The sequence below is a fragment of the Rothia nasimurium genome (assembly GCF_035916755.1).
In the GTDB taxonomy this organism is placed as follows: domain Bacteria; phylum Actinomycetota; class Actinomycetes; order Actinomycetales; family Micrococcaceae; genus Rothia.
The window spans coordinates 1-19,822 of sequence record NZ_JAYWIX010000001.1 but is presented as its reverse complement, the minus strand read 5'-3'; the positions used below and the strand labels follow the sequence as shown (position 1 = coordinate 19,822).

Genomic DNA, 19,822 nt, shown 5'->3' with positions numbered 1-19,822 from the left:
GCCGGTGGTGGGTTGTCATGAGGGAGTGACTCCAACCTAGTGCGAGGGGTCACATTTGGCAAGGTTTTGTATACAGAAATTTGTGAAACTAGTGAAAATGACACATTATTTCCTGCACAGTCCGAAAATTTTCCCCTTTTTGTATACAAACCTCGGGTCTGTGTTTTAGAGTGGTCACAACCGCGATTTTCAGTGCAACACATCACAAAACTGTGAAAGGAGAGAGCGAATGAGAGCTAGTGAACTGGCCTATCAGAGCCTGCGCAGCGACATCATGGAGGGAATGCTCGCTCCCGGTTCTGTGATTGCAGAGGTAGAACAGTCAGAGCGCCTGGGGGTCTCTCGCACCCCCGTCCGCGAAGCTATATCCCGCCTTCTCGCCGAGGGTCTTGCCGAACCGGCACCGGGCCGAGGCGTCATCGTTGCACCGATTTCTCTAGCGAATGTGTACGCCCTCTTTGAACTCCGCACCTCGCTCGACAGCACGGCGGCAGCACTTGCGGCACGTCGAGGCGATTCCAAGGTCTTCAAAGAGCTGGCACGAGCCTTTGAAGAGGCATCGTTCGCCCTGCACCGCGGAGAAGCCTCGCTGGCGGAATACTACTCCCTGGTGGATAAACTCGATACCGCAATCGACGCGGCAGCCAACAACCGCTACCTGCACCAAGCACAGACGTCCTTGCGTACCCAGCTCACCCGCATCCGCAAGCTTTCCAAGGCCAACCCCATCCGGCTAGAGCAGGCGGCTGAGGAGCACGCCCAGATTGCCCGCTGTATCGCCTCCGGCGACCCACAGCTTGCTGAAGCCGCTACCCGTCTGCACTTGGCCAACGCGCTCTACGCCATCGAAGAGGCCGCAGCCTCCCAGAGCCAGCACAGTCTTTTCAACCATCCAGAACCAACAGCCTAAGAAACCCTCACCGGCGCTGCTGCCGGTAGGAACAACGTGAAAGGAAACATCAGTGACCAAGCTACACTCCGTTCGAGTTTATAAGTCCGAAGAAAACCTGCCCCGCGAAGACCAGCTCGCCTACAAGCTCGCCCAGGTAGCCACCGACCCCGTTGAGGTGCTCCCCGAGGTCGAAGAGATGGTCATCAACCGCATCATCGACAACGCCTCCGTCGCTATCGCTTCCCTCAACCGCGGCCCCATCATCTCCGCCCGCGACCAGGCCCTTACCCACGCCCACTCCCCCAACGGCAAGGGCGCAGCCATCTTCGGCGTCCCCACCAGCACCAAGGTCTCCCCCGAATGGGCAGCCTGGGCCAACGGCGTGGCAGTGCGAGAACTCGACTACCACGACACCTTCCTGGCCGCCGAATACTCCCACCCCGGCGACAACATTCCCCCAATTCTGGCAGTAGCCCAGCACGTGGGCTCCACCGGCCGCGACCTGATTCGCGGTATCGCTACCGGCTACGAGGTCCAGGTCGACCTGGTCAAGGCCATCTGCCTGCACAAGCACAAGATTGACCACGTCGCCCACATCGGCCCGTCCGCCTCCGCTGGCATCGGCACCCTGCTGGGCCTGGGCACCGAAACCATCTTCCAGGCCATCGGTCAGGGCCTGCACACCACCACCGCAACCCGCCAGTCCCGCAAGGGTGAAATCTCCACCTGGAAGGCCCACGCCCCCGCCTTTGCAGGCAAGATGGCAGTTGAAGCGGTTGACCGCGCTATGCGCGGCCAGACCTCCCCTGTGCCGATCTACGAGGGTGAGGACGGCGTCATCGCCTGGATGCTGGACGGCCCCGACGCCCACTACGAGGTACCCCTGCCCGAGCCCGGCGAACCTAAGCGAGCCATCCTCGACACCTACACCAAGGAGCACTCCGCTGAGTACCAGGCCCAGGCATGGATCGACCTGGCTCGCAAACTGAACCGCGAGCACCCCGAGTTCGCCAACCCCGAGAACATCGAGTCGATTGTTCTGCACACCTCCCACCACACCCACTACGTCATCGGCTCTGGCGCCAACGACCCCCAGAAATACGACCCCACCGCCACCCGAGAGACCCTGGACCACTCCATCCCCTACATCTTCACCGTTATGCTGCAGGACGGCGAGTGGGATCACGTCGGCTCCTACGCTCCCGAGCGTGCCCAGCGCGAAGACACCGTAGCCCTCTGGCACAAGGTCACCACCGCCGAGGACGCCGAGTGGACCCGCCGCTACCACTCCAACGACCCCGCAGAAAAGGCCTTCGGTGGCCGCGTTGAAATCAAGCTGGCTAACGGCGAGACCTTCAGCGAAGAAATCGCGGTAGCTGACGCCCACCCCCTCGGCGCCCGTCCTTTCGCTCGCGAAGACTACATCGGCAAGTTCCGCAAGCTGGCCGAAGGCAAGGTCTCTGAAGAAGAGCAGGACCGCTTCATCGAGGCAGCCGAGAACCTGGCCAACCTGGGTGCAGGGGAGCTGGATGCCCTCAACATCACCGCCTCCATCGACCTTGAAACCGGCAAGAAGGGTATCTTCTAATGCTGTACGCTTCAAAGACCGCTGCCCAAAAGCGCAAGGACCTGCGCGAGATGCTGGCTAGCGACCAGATCCGCCAGTTCCCCGGCACCTACACCCCTATCTCAGCCCGCCTAATCGAGGAGAAAGGCTTTGACGGTATCTACATCTCGGGTGCGGTGCTCGCCAACGAGCTGGGTTTTCCGGACGTCGGCCTCACCACCCTCTCCGAGGTAGCCCAGCGCGCAGGGCAGATTGCCCGCATCACCAATCTGCCCGCTATTGTGGATGCCGACACCGGCTTTGGTGAGCCCATGAACGTGGCCCGTACCATCCAGGAGTTCGAGGAGTACGGGCTGGCTGGTTGCCATATTGAGGACCAGTTCAACCCCAAGCGCTGCGGCCACCTGGACAACAAGAACATGGTTGACCTTGAAACCGCAACCAAGCGCATCAAGGCTGCGGCTGAGGCCCGCCGGGATAAGAACTTCCTGATTATGGCCCGCACCGATCTGCGCGGCACCTCATCCCTTGAGGAAACCATCAACCGCATCAATGCTCTGGTCGATGCCGGCGCCGATGCGATTTTCCCTGAGGCCATGAAGAATCTGGATGAGTTCAAGGCTGTCTGCGACGCTGTGGACGTGCCGGTTCTTGCCAACATGACCGAGTTCGGCAAGAGCGAGCTCTACACCAAGGAACAGCTAGCTGAAGCGGGTATCTCAATGATTATCTACCCCGTCACCCTGCTGCGCTCATCGCTGGGAGCCATGGAACGCGTCCTTGAAACCATCGAGTCCGATGGTACCCAAGAGGCCTACGTGGACCAGATGTTCACCCGCTCACGCCTCTACGACCTGGTCGACTACGAAGCCTACAACCAGTTCGACACCGGCATCTTCAACTTCGAGGTTCCCGGTAAGTTCGAAGCCTAAACGCACAAGGAGAAACAGACATGAGCGACAACGACGTCAAAAAAGGTCTGGCCGGTGTAGTTGCTGACTACACCGCCATCTCAAAGGTCAACGCAGAAACCAACTCCCTGCTCTACCGGGGCTACCCGGTGCAGGAACTGGCGACCGTCCCCTTTGAAAAGGTAGCCCTGCTGCTCTGGAACGGGGAGCTGCCCACCGACGAAGAGCTGGCAGAGTTCACCGCTTTCGAGCGAGCCCACCGGGCTCTGCCCGACGCCCTCAAGGCAGTCATCGACGCCCTGCCCACCGACTGCCACCCCATGGATGTCTGCCGCACAGCAACCTCCTTCCTGGGCGCAGCCGACCCCAAGAGCGAGGATCTCGCCCCCGAGACCGAACTGCTCAAGGCCAAGGAACTGTTCGCGGTCATGCCGGCTGTGGTCTGCTACGACCAGCGCCGCCGCCGGGGCCAGGGCATCATCGCCCCGCGCGAAGACCTGGACTACTGCGATAACTTCCTCTACATGGCCTTCGGCGAAGTCCCGGCCCCCGAGGTCAAGACCGCCTTCAACGTCTCCATGGTCATGTACGCCGAGCACTCCTTCAACGCCTCAACCTTCACCGCCCGCGTCATCACCTCCTCCCTCTCAGACCTGCACTCAGCCGTCACCGGTGCTATCGGTGCCCTCAAGGGCCCCCTGCACGGGGGTGCCAACGAGGCAGTGCAGCACACCTTCGATGAAATCGGTGTGATTGAGGGTGAGTCCCAGGCGGACGCTAAGGCTCGTGCAAAGGCATGGATGGAGGCCGCCTTGGCAGAAAAGAAGAAGATTATGGGCTTCGGCCACCGGGTCTATAAGAACGGTGACTCCCGTGTGCCCACCATGCAGAAGTCCTTCTTCGACATGGTCGAATACTACGGACGTCAGGACATCATCGGTCTCTACCAGGGGCTGGCTGAAGCAATGGATGAGGCTAAGGGAATCAAGCCTAACCTGGATTATCCCGCTGGCCCCACCTACCACCTGATGGGCTTTGATACCCCCACCTTCACCCCCATCTTCGTGGCTTCCCGCATCACCGGCTGGACCGCCCACATCCTGGAGCAGCGCGCAGCAAACTCACTAATCCGCCCGCTCTCTGCCTACAACGGTGTGAACGAGCGCCACCTGAGCTAAGGTACATCCTCTTAGCGTAGAGAAAGGCCGGCTGGTTCAGAGATTTCTTGTCTCTGAATCAGTCGGCTTTATCTGTGACCGTCAAGGCCCCTAACCGAAGCGAAACTAGCGGGCGCGGGGATGGCTGGCGGCAAAAACCTCGCGTAGGGTATCGGCGGTGACCTTGGTATAGACCTGGGTCGTGGTCACTGAGGCATGCCCCAGAAGTTCCTGCACCACGCGAATATCGGCCCCGCCCTCAAGCAGGTGGGTTGCGAAGGAGTGGCGCAGGGTATGCGGAGAAATCTCAGCCCGAATTTTCGCCCGTTCAGCGTGGTTTTTAAGGATAAGGTAGGCCCCCTGCCGGGTGATACGCCCACCCCTCGCGTTGAGAAAGAGGGCAGCGTTTCCCTTGCCCCGGGAGGCGAGCGCCGGGCGTCCGCGCACTAGGTAGTCTTCGATGGCTCGGGCAGCGTAGGAGCCAACCGGCACGACTCTCTCCTTGTTGCCTTTACCGAAGAGTCTCACGACAGCGGGCAGCTGGGGGTTTTCTTCTGTGGGGTTTCGGTCGATGACTAGATCATCAATGTCCACGGTGATAGCTTCACTGATGCGGGCACCCGTGGAGTAGAGGAATTCGAGCAGGGCCCTATCGCGCAGCCCTGCGGGGGTGGCGGGGTCGGGGCTTTCAAGCAGGCGGCTAATGTCGGCCAGGGGTAGGGCCTTGGGCAGACGGGCAGCGGGAGTGGGCGGACGGACGGTCGCAGCAGGATCTGTGGGCGTGGTGCCTTCGCGGTACCAGAAAGAGTGGGCACCGCGTACGCCGCTGATGATACGGGCGACCGATTTCGCTGCGAGGCCTGATCCCCCGTCCTTGCCCGGGGCAGAGCAGTGGGCGGCGAAGTCGCGCACGTGTTTTTTGGTGATGGTGCGGGGGGCGATGACGCCGGCGCTGGCGAGGTAGTCGCGGTAGCGGGTGAGGTCGCGGCGGTAGGCTGCCTGGGTGTTAGCGGCTAGGCCTCGTTCGATGGCCAGGTGGTTGAGGTAGGCCTCGATGGCGGTCTCGAGCGGGGTGGGTTGGGGGTTCATGCGGCGGGGTCGGTGATGCTACCGCGCGTGTTGGGGTCGCGGAGGTAGGGGTGAGCGGGCCAGGGGTCTTCAGGGTCAGTGAGGGTGCTGAAGCCCGTGAGGGAGGCGGCGTGGGCGGCGAGGACGCCCATGATGGTGCTGGGTGAGTGGATGCGGGAGGCGAGGATTGCTTGGACGACTTCGTCGAGGTCGAACCAGCGGGCTACGATTTCGGCTTCTTCGCCTTCACGTTCTTGGCGGTCTGCTGCGTCTAGTTCGCTGATTCCGCGGGCGAGGTAGACGCGGTTGGCTTCGGTGGAGCAGCCGGGTGAGTTGTGGTATTCCATGAGGCGGTGCCAGGTGGTGGCGGTGAGGAAGGTTTCTTCGGCGAGTTCACGTTGGGCGGCGAGGAGGGGGGATTCACCTTCGACGTCGAGCATGCCGGCGGGGATTTCCCAGAGGTTCATGCCGACGGGTTGGCGGTATTGGTTAATGAGGAGTACCTGGTTTTTGTCGTTGAGGACGACGATGGCGACGGCACCGGGGTGGGTGATGTAGTCGCGGCCCATAGCGGGGCCGTCGGGGGTGAGGGAGAAGTCATCGCGGACAACGTCCCAGATGAAGCCTTGGAATTTGGTGGTGCGGTTTTGGAGGTAGCGGGGGTTGACGATGTCAGCCAGCTGGGTTTGGTGTTGGGCTTCGGCTGCGGCGTCAATACGGGGTGCTGTGCCGTCTTTGCGGTCTACGGTCTGCTTCATGCGGATTCTCCTGGGCGGTGTTCTTGGCTCTGGTCTTGTGTTTCCAAGCCTAGTACAAGGTCTTACCGTCCAGGAATATACAGGGCGACACCCGCTCCCCTGTTGGGGTGCGGGTGTCGTCTACTTGTGGTGGTGGCTAGGTTTAGCCGTTGGAGCCTGGTGCACCGGAGGGCGGAGTCATGCCGTTGGGGGCTTCGCCTGAAGGTGCTCCCCCTGCCGGTGCGCCTGCACCGCCGCCCATGCCGGAGGTTGCGTTCTGTTCTACGCTGCCGCCGTAGTCATTGCTGGGGTCGCGGTAGATGGAGTGGACGTGGCCCCAGCCGGTGGTGATGTCGCCTTCTACGTCAGCGCCCGCGGAGGCGCCCTGACCGGAGAATTCCAGGTAGACGTTGGGGCCGGAGATGAGGAAGTAGATACCGCCCTCGATGGAGGTGTCGTATTCGGTGGCACCGGACCAGGCGATGTAGGTGTCGTCGATGGTTGCCAGGATGTCAGCTTTCTGGGCTTCCCAGGTTTCCTCGTCTGCCATGCCAGCGTAGTTCTTGATGAGTTCGAGCAGTAGTTCCTTCTGCTCGTCGGTCAGTTCGGAACCTGCCAGGCCGGTGCCGGTGGAGAAGTCGCAGGTGTCGCCGGGGGCGCAGGTGAGGTTGGCGACGCTTTCGCTCTGGTAGACGGTGGAAAGCTGTTCTTCGGTGAGGGAGTTGTAGAAGGCGAAGGTGTCGGTGTAGATGGCGTCCATGGTGGTGATGGTTTCGCCGTTTTCGTTGGTGTAGCTGTAGGGCTGGGAGCCGAGGTGGGTGGGGGCGAAGGTGATGGACTGGGTTTCGCCGTTGAGGTCTACGTTGAGGCCGAGGTGGTGGCCGCCGAATTGGAGGCTCCAGGTGCCGTCTACGGTGGGTTCGCCAAAGAAGGCGATGTAGTACTGACCGAGGGAGTCTTCGGTGGTGTTGGAGTAGTCGAGCAGGTACTGGTCGCCGTTCATGATATTGACGGCGAGTTCGTAGGCTTCTTCGTTGAGGACGCCTTCGAGGACGGCGAGGGCGGCTTCTTTTTGTTCATCTGTGAGGTCGTGCAGGTTGATGCCGGCGCGGTCGACGAAGGTGACGGGGAAGTTGCTCCAGGAGGTGGATTTGGTGGAGTCGTTGTAGTCGTAGACGAGGGCTTCTTTTTGTTCGTCGGTGAGCAGATCCATGAAGGCTTGGGCGGCATCTGCTGCGCTGGTGAGGGTTCCGGCGGTGGTGCCTGTAGTGGTTGCGGTGCTTGCTAAGCTTGAAGCGGTAGCGGTTGAGCCGGTGGTTGCTTCTGTGCTGGTGCTAGTGGTGGCGCTGGCTGAGATGTCGGTGCCGGTGGTGGCGCCGCAGCCGGTGAGCAGCAGGGTGGTGAGGAGGAGGCCTGCGCCTGCGGTGCGGTAGGCGGTGGAGGCTTTGGTGATGATGTTCTGCTTAGTCATGTTTCTAGTATTGGGGCGGCTCCTATGGTGGGGTTTTGTTCTTGCTGTGTTTTAGCTGTGCGAGCTTTTGCAGACGTTTTTCAGCTCTGATATGGGGTTTTAGGTTAGGTGTGAGTGCTGTGGTGTTGCTCCGCTATCAGCTGAGGGGTTTGGGGGCCTCTTCGACACACTGTGGGAAGGGCTCCCCTCCCGGGGTCTTGACGTGCGGCTGTTTAGAGTTGCCCTGCGTCTGCGAGCAGTTCACGGGCGTGTTCCTGGGCGGCAGCGGATTGGTCGTGGCCAGAGAGCATGCGGGCGAGTTCTACCACGCGTTCGTCGGGTGTGAGAACCTGCACTCTAGAGAGGGACCCGTCATCGTTTTTGCGTACCAGGATGTGCTGGTCAGCGAAGGCCGCAACCTGGGGCAGGTGGGTGACCACCAGCACCTGAACATTCTTAGCGAGCATGGCCAGGCGGCGGCCGATTTCGATGGCTGCCTTACCGCCGACGCCGGAGTCCACCTCGTCAAAGATGAAGGTGGGCACGGGGTCTACTTCAGAAAGCACCACTTCAAGGGCCAGCATGACGCGGGAGAGCTCACCACCCGAGGCGCCCTTGCCCAGGGGGCGGGGCACTGCCTGGGCGTGGGGAGCTAGCATGAAGGTCACCACGTCCTTGCCAAAGCGGTTAAATTTCTCGGTTTCTTCCACCTCAACCACCAGCGAGGCGTTGGGCATGGCCAGGGCTGAGAGTTCCTCGCTGACGGAAGCAGCCAGTTTGCGGGCTGCCTTGGTGCGCAGGTCGGTGAGCTCCGCTGCCTGCTCCCCCAGAGTCTCGCGCAACTGGCGCAGCTCAGCTTCCAGGGCCTCCTGGCGGGCAGGGTCGTCTGAGAGGGTTTCCAGACGGGCCCGAGATTCTTCTGCCCAGGCCAGCACCTCGGCAATATCAGCCCCGTACTTACGGGTCAGGCTCTTGAGCTGAGCCCGGCGGTGCTCGACCTCAGCCAGGCGCTCAGGCCCCTCGGTATCTAGCCCCGAGGTGTAGGCCGAGATTTCTTCGGCAATATCGGTCACATGAATCAGGGCGTCGTTGAGGCGCCCCGCGAGAGCTGCCAGGTCGGCGTCCGCATCTGCTTCTGCTGCCAAGGCGGTGCGGGCGGCATCGAGCAACCCCAGCACATTGGGCTCGTCCGCGTCCCCGTATTCGGTTCCAGACAGAGCAACGGACGCCGTCGCCGCAGCTAGACGCAGGGACTCAACGTTGGCCAGTTTTTGGCTTTCTACCCGCAGGGCCTCATCTTCGCCCTCGGCAGGTTGCACCGAATCGATTTCTGCCAGAGCCCCCTGCAGGGTCTGGGCTTCCAGAGCGCGGGCGCGGGTGTTTTCGCGGACATCGCGCAGCTCCCCGGCGGCCTGGCGATAACGTTCGTAGTTGACGGTGTAGGCCGCCAAAAGCTTTTCAAGTTTTTTCCCGGCGTAGGAGTCCAAAGCGTGACGCTGTTCGGCGGCGTCCTTGAGGCGCAGCTGGTCAGACTGGCCGTGCACCGCAACCAGGGTATGGCCGATATCTGCCAGGGTACCGATAGGGGCAGAGACCCCGCCCACGTGGGCGCGGGAACGACCGGCGGCACTGACGGTGCGGGCCAGAAGCAGCTCGGCAGAACCACCGTCGAGCTCCTCAACCGAACCACCGGCGTCCTCGGCTAGGGTGAGCGCCCGGTGCCCCTGAGGCAGGCGGATAACGGCTTCAGCCAGGGCGTTCTTAGCGCCGTTGCGCACGCTCGAAGCATCGGAGCGAGCGCCCAGCAGCATGCCCAGAGCCGTCACGACCATAGTTTTACCGGCACCCGTCTCACCGGTCAGCACCGAGAAGCCGGGTTCAAGGGGCAGACGGGCATCGGTAATAACACCCAGATCGCGCAGGTGGATTTCTTCAATCACGTGGGAAAACTTTCTTGACGAGGTTAGTCGTTACGGATAACGGTCAGGGCGCTGGTTGCAGGCCCGGGGGTGTGGGGGCCGCGCCAGCCCGCAATAGGTAGCTCGAACTTTTTGACCAGGCGCTCTGAGAAGGGGGCCGGGTGCATACGGGCCAAGCGGACGGGCTTAGACGAGCGGGTTACCTCGACGCGGGCCCCGGGAGGCAGGTCGCGGGTACGGCGCCCATCGCACCAGAGCACACCTTCTGCCCCGTTAGTGGAAATCAGTTCTACCGCCATCATCGAAGTCGGTGCGGTGACCAGGGGGCGGGCAAAAAGAGCGTGGGCTGAGAGAGGTACCATCAGCATAGCCTCAACACTGGGCCAGACAACCGGGCCCCCGCCCGAAAATGCGTAGGCAGTTGATCCGGTGGGGGTTGCCAGCACCACGCCGTCACAGCCAAAGGACGAGAGCGGGCGCCGGTCGACCTCAATGACTACCTCAATCATCTTTTCGCGGTTGCCCTTTTCGACGCTGGCCTCGTTGAGGGCCCAGGTTTCAAGAATTTTCTGGCTGCCGTCCCAGACCTTCACGTCGATTGCCATGCGCTCTTCAACCGTGTAGTCGCCCGAGACCACCCGCTCAACGGTTTCGGTCAGGTCGAACTCTTCGGCCTCTGCAAGAAACCCTACGTGGCCAAGGTTGACGCCGATGAGGGGTATCTGGGTGTGGCGAATCATCTCAGCGGCGCGCAGAATCGACCCGTCACCACCCAGCACCACACCCAGTTCAATATCTTTGAGGGCAACCGACTCATGGGCCACAGCTACCGGCACGGGGTTCTCCCATTTTTCGGTCAGGGCTTCCAGGTCAGCGCGGTTCATCACGGGCACCAGGCCAGCCCGGTGCAACTGCGTGCAGGTAGCACGAGCAGCGTTGCGAGCCTCAAGACGGCCGGTATGGGCGAAGACAAGAATATTGCGTTCCCCCGGCGTCTTGGTCTGCTGAGGTATGAGAGCGGTGTCAGGTGTTTCGTTCACACTTTTAGGCTAGCTGACCGTGAGCAGTTTTGCTGTTTTTCTGGGCCCAACACACCTTAATTTTTCGAATATTTATTCGATTTAAGATGCGCTGGGGGTGGCAGCTTCATTCTCTGTGGGCTTATGGCACCAAAGGAAAAACTCCACGTTGCCGTCCTGCCCCGGCAGGGGGCTTTCCTTCTCCCCCAGCACGAGCAGCCCGGCGTCCTGCGCTGCTGCGCGGACGGACGCCAAGGCGTCCGCTCTCGCCTCGGGGTCGGTCACCACCCCGCCCTTGCCGATACGGGCCGGGCCCACCTCAAACTGGGGTTTGACCATGAGCAGCAGATCCCCACCTGCGGCCGTTGCCCGAGCCAGTGGCTCAACGACCTTGGTGAGGGAGATAAAGCTTAGGTCTGAGACCGTAAGGGCTACCTGTCCGCCGATGTCATCGGGGCTCATGTGCCGCACGTTCATGCCCTCATACACATCAACGGCTGGGTGGTTCCGGATCTGCTTGACCAGCTGGTCATGCCCTACATCGACCGCTGCAACGCGGCTGGCACCCCGGCGCAAGAGCACGTCGGTAAACCCGCCGGTAGAGGCGCCTGCGTCCAGGCAGAATTTACCGGCAACGGTGATCTCGGGGAAGGCGTCCAGAGCGCCAGCTAGCTTGTGCCCGGCGCGGCTCACGTACTCGGTCAGCTCGCTGCGGCGGACGCGGACGCGGTCCCCCTCCTTAAGCTTTTGGGCTGGCTTCGTCACGGTACGGCCGTTCACGCTGATGTGCCCGCCCTCAACCATCTTGGCTGCCAGCGTGCGGGAGCGGGCAATCTTTGCCTGCACCATGTACTGGTCCAGTCGCATTCTCTTCCTTCCCGCTCCGTGCTCGGCTCTAGCGGCTTGAATCTAGGTCTTCTTTGAGCGCGGACGCCAGCTGCCCCAGTCTCTCTATCCGTTCGGTGGCGTCCAGAGCCAGGGCAGCGGTCAGAGCTTCCTCGAATTCGGGGTCTAGCTCCTCGGTTTCCTCAGCCGGGGAATCCGCCCCAGCCTGGCCCTGGGGCTCCTGCCCGCGCTCGTCCGCTCCCCTAGCCACGGTGGACCTTGGCGGGAGCGACCGGAGCGGACGCATCGGGGTGGGCAGCCCACCAGGCTGCGCAGGCCACACGCCAGCTATCAATCTCGCTGCCCTCACCTGTGATGGTGAGTTCGGTGTCGGTTGCCTCAGCAGACCAGCCTGCGCCCCGAGCGCTCATACCGGTTGCTGTTGTCTGCACCTGAATCTGGGGGTATGCCTCAAAGAAACCCGAGAGGTCTTCCAGAATGTAGGTGGGGCGCTCCATCGGAATCGCAGCCAGGATGCTCTGGTAGGTCTCTACCCCGGTCATCACCACGGCGGTCGCCATGGCTGCCCGGTTACCGCCCTGGATATCGGTATCCAGGCGGTCGCCCACCACCACGGGGCGCTGAGAGTTCAGCTTCTGGGCGGCGGTGACGAAAATAGGCGACTCCGGCTTACCCGCCACCTGCGGGGTGCGCCCGGTAGCCGTCGCCACAGCCCCCACCAGGGTGCCGTTACCGGGGGCGATGCCGCGTTCCTTAGGGATCGTAAAGTCGGTGTTGGAAGCAACCCATAGAACCTTCTCATCAGCCAGGGTATAGGCGGCTTCGGCGAGGTCTTCCCACACAATCTTGGGGTTGAATCCCTGAGCAACCGCAACCGGCTCATCAGCCTGGCTATCGACGGGGGTTAGCCCGGCAGCCGCCACGCAATCGGCCAGAGCCTGTGCCCCGGTAATCAGCACCTTAGCCCCGGCAGGGAGCTGGGCCTTCAGCAGCTCAGCCGCAGCCTGGGCTGAGCTAATCACGTGGTCAGCGTCGGTGTTGACGCCGAGCGCCACCAGATGATCGGCAACGGCCTGGACGCTGCGCGAAGCATTGTTGGTCACGAAGGCTACCGGTACCCCGGCGTCCTGGGCCCTGTTCAGAGCCTCCGGGGCACCTTCAATAGCGAAGGGCCCCGCGTACACTACACCGTCAAGGTCAGAGAGAATAGCATCGTGGGCTGCCAGTAGCATTAGTCGCGGCCCTCCTCAGCAGCTTCAGCAGACAGCTCGAAGAGGGCTTCTTCCTCTACCTGGTCTTCGCTCACTACGGTTTCAGTGGTCGTCAGGGTTTCGTCGACCTCAAAAAGGGCACCGTCTTCGTTTGCTTCAGACTCTTCTGCGGTTATTGCATCGGCAGCCTCAGTCTCGGTGGCTTCAGCAGCCGGTGCCTGAGCTTCAGCAGCTTCAAGGTCAACGGAGGGCTCTTCGGGTTCAAGTAGGTCCTGCTCAGTGAAGATATCGAAGATTTCAGGTTCGACGAAGTCCCCCTGGCCTAGAGCGGCTTCGGTCATCAGGGCGAGGCGGGCCCAGCGGGCTGCTTCCTTGCTGCGTCCGTCCTGCTTCAGCAGTTCAGCGTAGGTATTGAAGAGGCGGGGTGAGTAGTCGAAACCGCGCTTGGGGTTCAGCTCAGGAATCTCAAGGGCCTTCAGAGCCTTCTTCAGATCGCCCTGGTCGCTGTAGACACCGGAGACAACGATAGCGACCTCAGAGCGGACGGCCGCAGGTACCTCTTCGTTCTTCGCTTCTTCAGCCAGGGTCAGAGCCTTTTCGATACGCCCCAGGGCACGCTCGCAGTCTACGAGCAGTGCCAGGTGCTCGTTGGAGCCCGAGATACGACGGTGAGTACGCAGCTCACGCAGGGCCAGTTCAAAGTCCTCTGCAGCGTAGGCTGCGATACCGACAACTTCGCGGACGACGCCGATTCGGCCTGCGCGCTTTGAGGCAGCAACAGCGTGTTCTAGTGCGAAGTCGGGGTCAATGTCGAGGTAACGGCCGACCATGACCAGGTGCTTGGCTACGGTATCTGCGTTCTGGGCTTCTAGCTGGCGCAGGGCACGCAGGGTCCAGTTTTCAAGTTCCTTGCCGGTGACGTCGGTGTCGATCTCAGGTGCATTCTTTGATGGACGGTAGTCACCGCTGGGGTTCTTTACCTCAGCAGTAAAGTTACGGTCTTTGCGCTCCCCCTGGAAGCCGCGCTTATTCTGGTCGCGGTCGAAGTTCTTGCGGGGGCCATTGCCCTTACGGTCGAAGGAGCGTTCGCCGCGACCATTGCCGTTGTTTTTACGGTTGGAGCGGTCGCTGCGGTAGGGGCGTGAGGAGTTACGGTCGTTGTTCTTCTTGTAGCCACCGCGGTTTTTATCTGAGTGGTTACGTGAGTATTCAGCCAAGTGAGCTCCTCTATGGTGTTTATGGTGGGGTTAGGGCGCTGTTCTGCCCTGATTTTTTCGCTAGGTTCTAGTCTAGCTGGCTTGTGGTACCTTGCGTAGGGGCTGCCTGGTCTTACCGGTGCGTTTTCAGGCACACAGCTCCACGCTGGCCCATCGCTTTAAAAGAAAAAGGGCTCGGAGCGATAGCTCCGAGCCATAAACAGGAAGAGCCTGAGCTGTATAGCTCAGGCTCTTCCTGTATCCCAATCAAAAACCGGCAGTAACCTACTCTCCCACACCGTCACCAGTGCAGTACCATCGGCGCAAAGAGCCTTAACTTCCGGGTTCGGGATGGAACCGGGTGTTTCCCTCTCGCTATAACCACCGTAAACCAACGATGACCACCCCACCAAACAAAGCAAGGGGCAGCAATAACAAACCCAACAAGGCTGTTATCTCAAAACCATACAGTGGACACAAACAAACAAAACTCAGTCAAAAAGTGTAAGCCTTCGGACTATTAGTACCAGTCAACTCCACGGGCATTCCCCGCGTCCATACCTGGCCTATCAACCCCATCATCTATAGGGATCCTCACACAACAAACGTTGCCAGGAAATCTCATCTCGAAACAGGCTTCCCGCTTAGATGCTTTCAGCGGTTATCCCTCCCGAACGTAGCCAATCAGCCATGCACCTGGCGGTACAACTGACATACCAGAGGTTCGTCCGTCCCGGTCCTCTCGTACTAAGGACAGCCTTTCTCAAATTTCCAACGCGCGCAGCGGATAGGGACCGAACTGTCTCACGACGTTCTGAACCCAGCTCGCGTACCGCTTTAATGGGCGAACAGCCCAACCCTTGGGACCAACTCCAGCCCCAGGATGCGACGAGCCGACATCGAGGTGCCAAACCATGCCGTCGATATGGACTCTTGGGCAAGATCAGCCTGTTATCCCCGAGGTACCTTTTATCCGTTGAGCGACGGCCGTTCCACAACGTACCGCCGGATCACTAGTCCCGACTTTCGTCCCTGCTCGACCTGCCAGTCTCACAGTCAAGCTCCCTTGTGCACTTACACTCAACACCTGATTGCCAACCAGGCTGAGGGAACCTTTGGGCGCCTCCGTTACTCTTTGGGAGGCAACCGCCCCAGTTAAACTACCCATCAGGCACTGTCCCTGACCCGGATCACGGGCCGAAGTTAGACATCCAGAGCGACCAGAGTGGTATTTCAACAACGACTCCACAAACACTAGCGTGCCTGCTTCACAGTCTCCCACCTATCCTACACAAGCCACACCGAACACCAATACCAAACTATAGTAAAGGTCACGGGGTCTTTCCGTCCTGCTGCGCGAAACGAGCATCTTTACTCGTACTGCAATTTCGCCGAGTTCATGGTTGAGACAGTAGGGAAGTCGTTACTCCATTCGTGCAGGTCGGAACTTACCCGACAAGGAATTTCGCTACCTTAGGATGGTTATAGTTACCACCGCCGTTTACTGGGGCTTAAATTCTCAGCTTCGCCACAAAATGGCTAACCAATCCTCTTAACCTTCCAGCACCGGGCAGGAGTCAGTCCGTATACATCGTCTTACGACTTCGCACGGACCTGTGTTTTTGATAAACAGTCGCTTCCCCCAATTCTCTGCGACCCATACACGCTCACGGCCGCACGGACCGGTCACGCTCAAGGCTCCCCTTCTCCCGAAGTTACGGGGACATTTTGCCGAGTTCCTTAACCATGATTCTCTCGATCGCCTTAGTATTCTCTACCTGATCACCTGTGTCGGTTTCGGGTACGGGCGGCTAAAACCTCACGTCGATGCTTTTCTCGGCAGCATAGGATCACCAAATCCCCCACAACAGGGTCCCATCACGTCTCAGGCCAACACCGGCGCATTTAACAACCGGATACCCTACACGCTTAGACCACGACAACCATCGCGTGGCTTGGCTACCTTCCTGCGTCACACCTGTTAATACGTTTACCTCCAAAAATCGGGTCCTGCAGTCCACCATAAGCCCCCCACCACAAACGGCAGGGTTACAAACAGCTTCTCACAGTTAGCATCAAAATATCAGTATGGGCGGTTTTTCGCCGGTACGGGAATATCAACCCGTTATCCATCGACTACGCCTGTCGGCCTCGCCTTAGGCCCCGACTAACCCAGGGCAGATTAGCTTGACCCTGGAACCCTTGATCATCCGGCGCACGGGTTTCTCACCCGTGATTCGCTACTCATGCCTGCATTCTCACTCGCATACCCTCCACCACTGGTTTACACCGCAGCTTCACCGGATACACGACGCTCCCCTACCCAACCAGCAAAAAACTGATTGCCATAACTTCGGTGGTGTACTTGAGCCCCGCTACATTATCGGCGCAGAATCACTTGACCAGTGAGCTATTACGCACTCTTTCAAGGGTGGCTGCTTCTAAGCCAACCTCCTGGTTGTCTAAGCAACTCCACATCCTTTCCCACTTAGTACACGCTTAGGGACCTTAGTTGATGGTCTGGGCTGTTTCCCTCTCGACAATGAAGCTTATCCCCCACTGTCTCACTGCTACGCTCTCACTTACCGGCATTCGGAGTTTAGCTGACGTCAGTAACCCTGTGGGGCCCATCGGCCATCCAGTAGCTCTACCTCCGGCAAGAAACACGCAACGCTGCACCTAAATGCATTTCGGGGAGAACCAGCTATCACAGAGTTTGATTGGCCTTTCACCCCTATCCACAGCTCATCCCCTCCATTTTCAACTGAAGTGGGTTCGGTCCTCCACGACGTCTTACCGTCGCTTCAACCTGGCCATGGATAGATCACTCCGCTTCGGGTCTAGATCCTGCCACTCAAACGCCCTATTCAGACTCGCTTTCGCTACGGCTTCCCCACACGGGTTAACCTCGCGACAGAACACTAACTCGCAGGCTCATTCTTCAAAAGGCACGCTGTCACCCCACAAGGCTCCAACGGCTTGTAAGCACACGGTTTCAGGTACTATTTCACTCCCCTCCCGGGGTACTTTTCACCATTCCCTCACGGTACTGATTCACTATCGGTCACTAGAAAGTATTTAGACTTACCAGGTGGTCCTGGCAGATTCACACGAGATTCCACGAGCCCCGTGCTACTCGGGTGGCACACACGCGGTCTAACACATTACGATTACAGGACTCTCACCCTCTCCGGTCGCCCATCCCAAGGCGTTCACCTACATGCTAGAACATCACGTCAACAGCCGGTTGAAACTGTTATGCGTACTCCCACAACCCCCATGATGCAACCCTCAACCGGTATCACACACCACAGGTTTAGTCTCTTCCGCTTTCGCTCGCCACTACTCACAGAATCATTAGTTATTTTCTCTTCCTGAGGGTACTGAGATGTTTCACTTCCCCCCGTTCCCTCCAACCAGCCTATACATTCAACTGGTGGTAACAAACCATGATGGCTTGCTGGGTTTCCCCATTCGGACATCCTGGGATCAACGCCCTGTTATCGGCTCCCCCAGGCTTTTCGCAGATTCACACGTCCTTCATCGGCTTCTAGTGCCAAGGCATCCACCGTGTGCCCTTAATAACTTACACACAGATAAAATCAAAGATAATAAAACCTTGACTAACTAAGTACAAAATCAAAAGTATCAAAGAAACCCAATCACTAGAGATTGAGAAATCTTCATTACATTCGAAGATGCTCGCGTCCACTATACAGTTCTCAAACAACAACCCGATACCACTCAAGGCAACCAGGAAAAACCTGACCACTACTCTCATGCCGGGAACCTGAGAGCAACAAACCACGCATGGCTTGTTACCTCAAAACCCAAAAGCGCACCAGCATCACACCATTCCTATCAGCACCCACCAAAGGGCACCTGAACCAACATTCCACCCATGAGCAAACCACCCAAACGACACTCGCGTCCAGCGTGGCTCAACCAAAATTGTTGAAGCTCCTTAGAAAGGAGGTGATCCAGCCGCACCTTCCGGTACGGCTACCTTGTTACGACTTAGTCCCAATCGCCAATCCCACCTTCGACGACTCCCTCCCACAAGGGGTTAGGCCATCGGCTTCGGGTGTTACCAACTTTCGTGACTTGACGGGCGGTGTGTACAAGGCCCGGGAACGTATTCACCGCAGCGTTGCTGATCTGCGATTACTAGCGACTCCGACTTCATGGGGTCGAGTTGCAGACCCCAATCCGAACTGAGACCGGCTTTTTGGGATTAGCTCAACCTCACAGTATCGCAACCCTTTGTACCGGCCATTGTAGCATGCGTGAAGCCCAAGACATAAGGGGCATGATGATTTGACGTCATCCCCACCTTCCTCCGAGTTGACCCCGGCAGTCTCCTATGAGTCCCCACCATTACGTGCTGGCAACATAGAACGAGGGTTGCGCTCGTTGCGGGACTTAACCCAACATCTCACGACACGAGCTGACGACAACCATGCACCACCTGTATACCAGCCCCAAAGGGAAACTCTATCTCTAGAGCGGTCCAGTATATGTCAAGCCTTGGTAAGGTTCTTCGCGTTGCATCGAATTAATCCGCATGCTCCGCCGCTTGTGCGGGCCCCCGTCAATTTCTTTGAGTTTTAGCCTTGCGGCCGTACTCCCCAGGCGGGGCACTTAATGCGTTAGCTACGGCGCGGAAAACGTGGAATGCCCCCCACACCTAGTGCCCAACGTTTACGGCATGGACTACCAGGGTATCTAATCCTGTTTGCTCCCCATGCTTTCGCTTCTCAGCGTCAGTTACAGCCCAGAGACCTGCCTTCGCCATTGGTGTTCCTCCTGATATCTGCGCATTTCACCGCTACACCAGGAATTCCAGTCTCCCCTACTGCACTCTAGTTAGCCCGTACCCACTGCAAACCCGGGGTTAAGCCCCGGGCTTTCACAGCAGACGCGACAAACCGCCTACAAGCTCTTTACGCCCAATAATTCCGGACAACGCTCGCGCCCTACGTATTACCGCGGCTGCTGGCACGTAGTTAGCCGGCGCTTCTTCTGCAGGTACCGTCACTTTCGCTTCTTCCCTGCTGAAAGAGGTTTACAACCCGAAGGCCGTCATCCCTCACGCGGCGTCGCTGCATCAGGCTTGCGCCCATTGTGCAATATTCCCCACTGCTGCCTCCCGTAGGAGTCTGGGCCGTGTCTCAGTCCCAGTGTGGCCGGTCACCCTCTCAGGCCGGCTACCCGTCGTCGCCTTGGTGAGCCGTTACCTCACCAACAAGCTGATAGGCCGTGAGCCCATCTAAAACCAGTACATATCCCTTTCCACCAGCATCCCATGCGGGAACTGGTCGTATCCGGTATTAGACCTCGTTTCCAAGGCTTATCCCAGAGTTAAAGGCAGGTTACTCACGTATTACTCACCCGTTCGCCACTAATCCAACCCTGCAAGCAGGGCCTTCATCGTTCGACTTGCATGTGTTAAGCACGCCGCCAGCGTTCGTCCTGAGCCAGAATCAAACTCTCCGTTAGAAAAATGAAGTAGTTGATGATCCTGGTCTCTGATTGTTAGCGAACCATTCACCACGGGGTGGTGTGGTTCGAGCTGACGAATCTGAAACCATGTGATTATCAAATTCAGTGAGAAACCAAGGGGTTTCTCACGTCTTGTATAAATATTTGGTATCAGTTCAACTTCCGCACTACCTGGTGTTCATGGTGAACACTAGTGTGTAGTGTGGACGATAAGAATGTTATGTATAACATTGGTACGCTATTGAGTTTTCAAGCAACAAACCGCATTCTCAACCCTAGCCAGTGGAACTGGCCGGTGTTTCGTATCGGTCATTCTCAAGTTTTTGTGTCACCCGTTTGGGCAACTC

At 59.0% G+C, this 19,822-nt stretch carries 13 protein-coding genes and 3 rRNA genes; 4 read left to right on the top strand and 12 right to left on the bottom strand.

The genetic code is table 11. The features are described 5' to 3' along the window. Window positions 1-229: 229 nt before the first annotated feature. From VSX42_RS00080 to VSX42_RS00065, 4 genes are read left to right on the top strand one after another with little or no spacing between them, the layout of a single operon-like run. On the top strand, window positions 230-910 hold the full coding sequence (locus tag VSX42_RS00080; protein WP_326502409.1) for a GntR family transcriptional regulator: 681 nt from the start codon (window positions 230-232) through the stop codon (window positions 908-910). Window positions 911-962: 52 nt separating this feature from the next. After that, a complete protein-coding gene (locus VSX42_RS00075; RefSeq protein WP_326502408.1) occupies window positions 963-2,480 on the top strand; it encodes an MmgE/PrpD family protein in 1,518 nt (505 codons plus the stop codon). Beyond that, on the top strand, window positions 2,480-3,391 hold the full coding sequence (gene prpB / locus VSX42_RS00070; protein WP_326502407.1) for a methylisocitrate lyase: 912 nt from the start codon (window positions 2,480-2,482) through the stop codon (window positions 3,389-3,391). Before VSX42_RS00075 ends, prpB begins: the two co-directional genes overlap by 1 nt. A gap of 20 nt (window positions 3,392-3,411) precedes the next feature. After that, complete coding sequence (locus tag VSX42_RS00065; protein WP_326502406.1) at window positions 3,412-4,548, top strand: bifunctional 2-methylcitrate synthase/citrate synthase; 1,137 nt, start codon at window positions 3,412-3,414, stop codon at window positions 4,546-4,548. A gap of 105 nt (window positions 4,549-4,653) precedes the next feature. Here the strand turns inward: VSX42_RS00065 and VSX42_RS00060 are convergent, their stop codons facing one another. The 12 genes from VSX42_RS00060 to VSX42_RS00005 all read right to left on the bottom strand — a co-directional run bounded on the left by VSX42_RS00060 (window position 4,654) and on the right by VSX42_RS00005 (window position 19,472). After that, on the bottom strand, window positions 4,654-5,616 hold the full coding sequence (locus VSX42_RS00060) for a site-specific tyrosine recombinase XerD (RefSeq protein WP_326502405.1): 963 nt from the start codon (window positions 5,614-5,616) through the stop codon (window positions 4,654-4,656). Further along, window positions 5,613-6,353, bottom strand: coding sequence for an NUDIX hydrolase (locus VSX42_RS00055; RefSeq protein WP_326502404.1), 741 nt, complete (start codon window positions 6,351-6,353; stop codon window positions 5,613-5,615). Before VSX42_RS00055 ends, VSX42_RS00060 begins: the two co-directional genes overlap by 4 nt. 142 nt (window positions 6,354-6,495) lie before the next feature. After that, window positions 6,496-7,803 carry a DUF3500 domain-containing protein gene (locus VSX42_RS00050; protein ID WP_326502403.1) on the bottom strand — a complete coding sequence of 436 codons (1,308 nt, stop codon included), beginning with the start codon at window positions 7,801-7,803 and terminating at the stop codon, window positions 6,496-6,498. Window positions 7,804-8,015: 212 nt separating this feature from the next. Then, entirely contained in the window at window positions 8,016-9,722 is a 1,707-nt protein-coding gene (gene recN / locus VSX42_RS00045) for a DNA repair protein RecN (RefSeq protein ID WP_326502402.1), read from the bottom strand. A 23-nt stretch (window positions 9,723-9,745) separates the two neighbouring features. Continuing rightward, window positions 9,746-10,741, bottom strand: a complete 996-nt coding sequence (locus tag VSX42_RS00040; RefSeq protein WP_326502401.1) for an NAD kinase — start codon at window positions 10,739-10,741, stop codon at window positions 9,746-9,748. An 81-nt stretch (window positions 10,742-10,822) separates the two neighbouring features. Continuing rightward, window positions 10,823-11,587, bottom strand: coding sequence for a TlyA family RNA methyltransferase (locus VSX42_RS00035; RefSeq protein WP_326502400.1), 765 nt, complete (start codon window positions 11,585-11,587; stop codon window positions 10,823-10,825). A gap of 28 nt (window positions 11,588-11,615) precedes the next feature. Then, window positions 11,616-11,816: a hypothetical protein gene (locus VSX42_RS00030; protein WP_326502399.1), complete on the bottom strand. Its 201-nt coding sequence runs from the start codon at window positions 11,814-11,816 to the stop codon at window positions 11,616-11,618. Beyond that, the gene (locus VSX42_RS00025; RefSeq protein ID WP_326502398.1) at window positions 11,809-12,798 is read right to left on the bottom strand and encodes an HAD-IIA family hydrolase; all 990 of its coding nucleotides are present in this window, start codon (window positions 12,796-12,798) and stop codon (window positions 11,809-11,811) included. The genes VSX42_RS00030 and VSX42_RS00025 overlap by 8 nt, the downstream gene beginning before the upstream one ends. Beyond that, entirely contained in the window at window positions 12,798-13,994 is a 1,197-nt protein-coding gene (locus VSX42_RS00020; RefSeq protein WP_326502397.1) for a hypothetical protein, read from the bottom strand. Before VSX42_RS00020 ends, VSX42_RS00025 begins: the two co-directional genes overlap by 1 nt. A 251-nt stretch (window positions 13,995-14,245) precedes the next feature. Beyond that, a 5S ribosomal RNA gene (rrf, locus tag VSX42_RS00015) occupies window positions 14,246-14,362 on the bottom strand. A 111-nt stretch (window positions 14,363-14,473) separates the two neighbouring features. Then, window positions 14,474-17,565: ribosomal RNA gene (locus tag VSX42_RS00010) — 23S ribosomal RNA — on the bottom strand. A gap of 376 nt (window positions 17,566-17,941) precedes the next feature. Beyond that, window positions 17,942-19,472, bottom strand: a 16S ribosomal RNA gene (locus VSX42_RS00005). The 16S, 23S and 5S rRNA genes sit together here, the layout of an rRNA operon. Window positions 19,473-19,822: the final 350 nt, after the last annotated feature.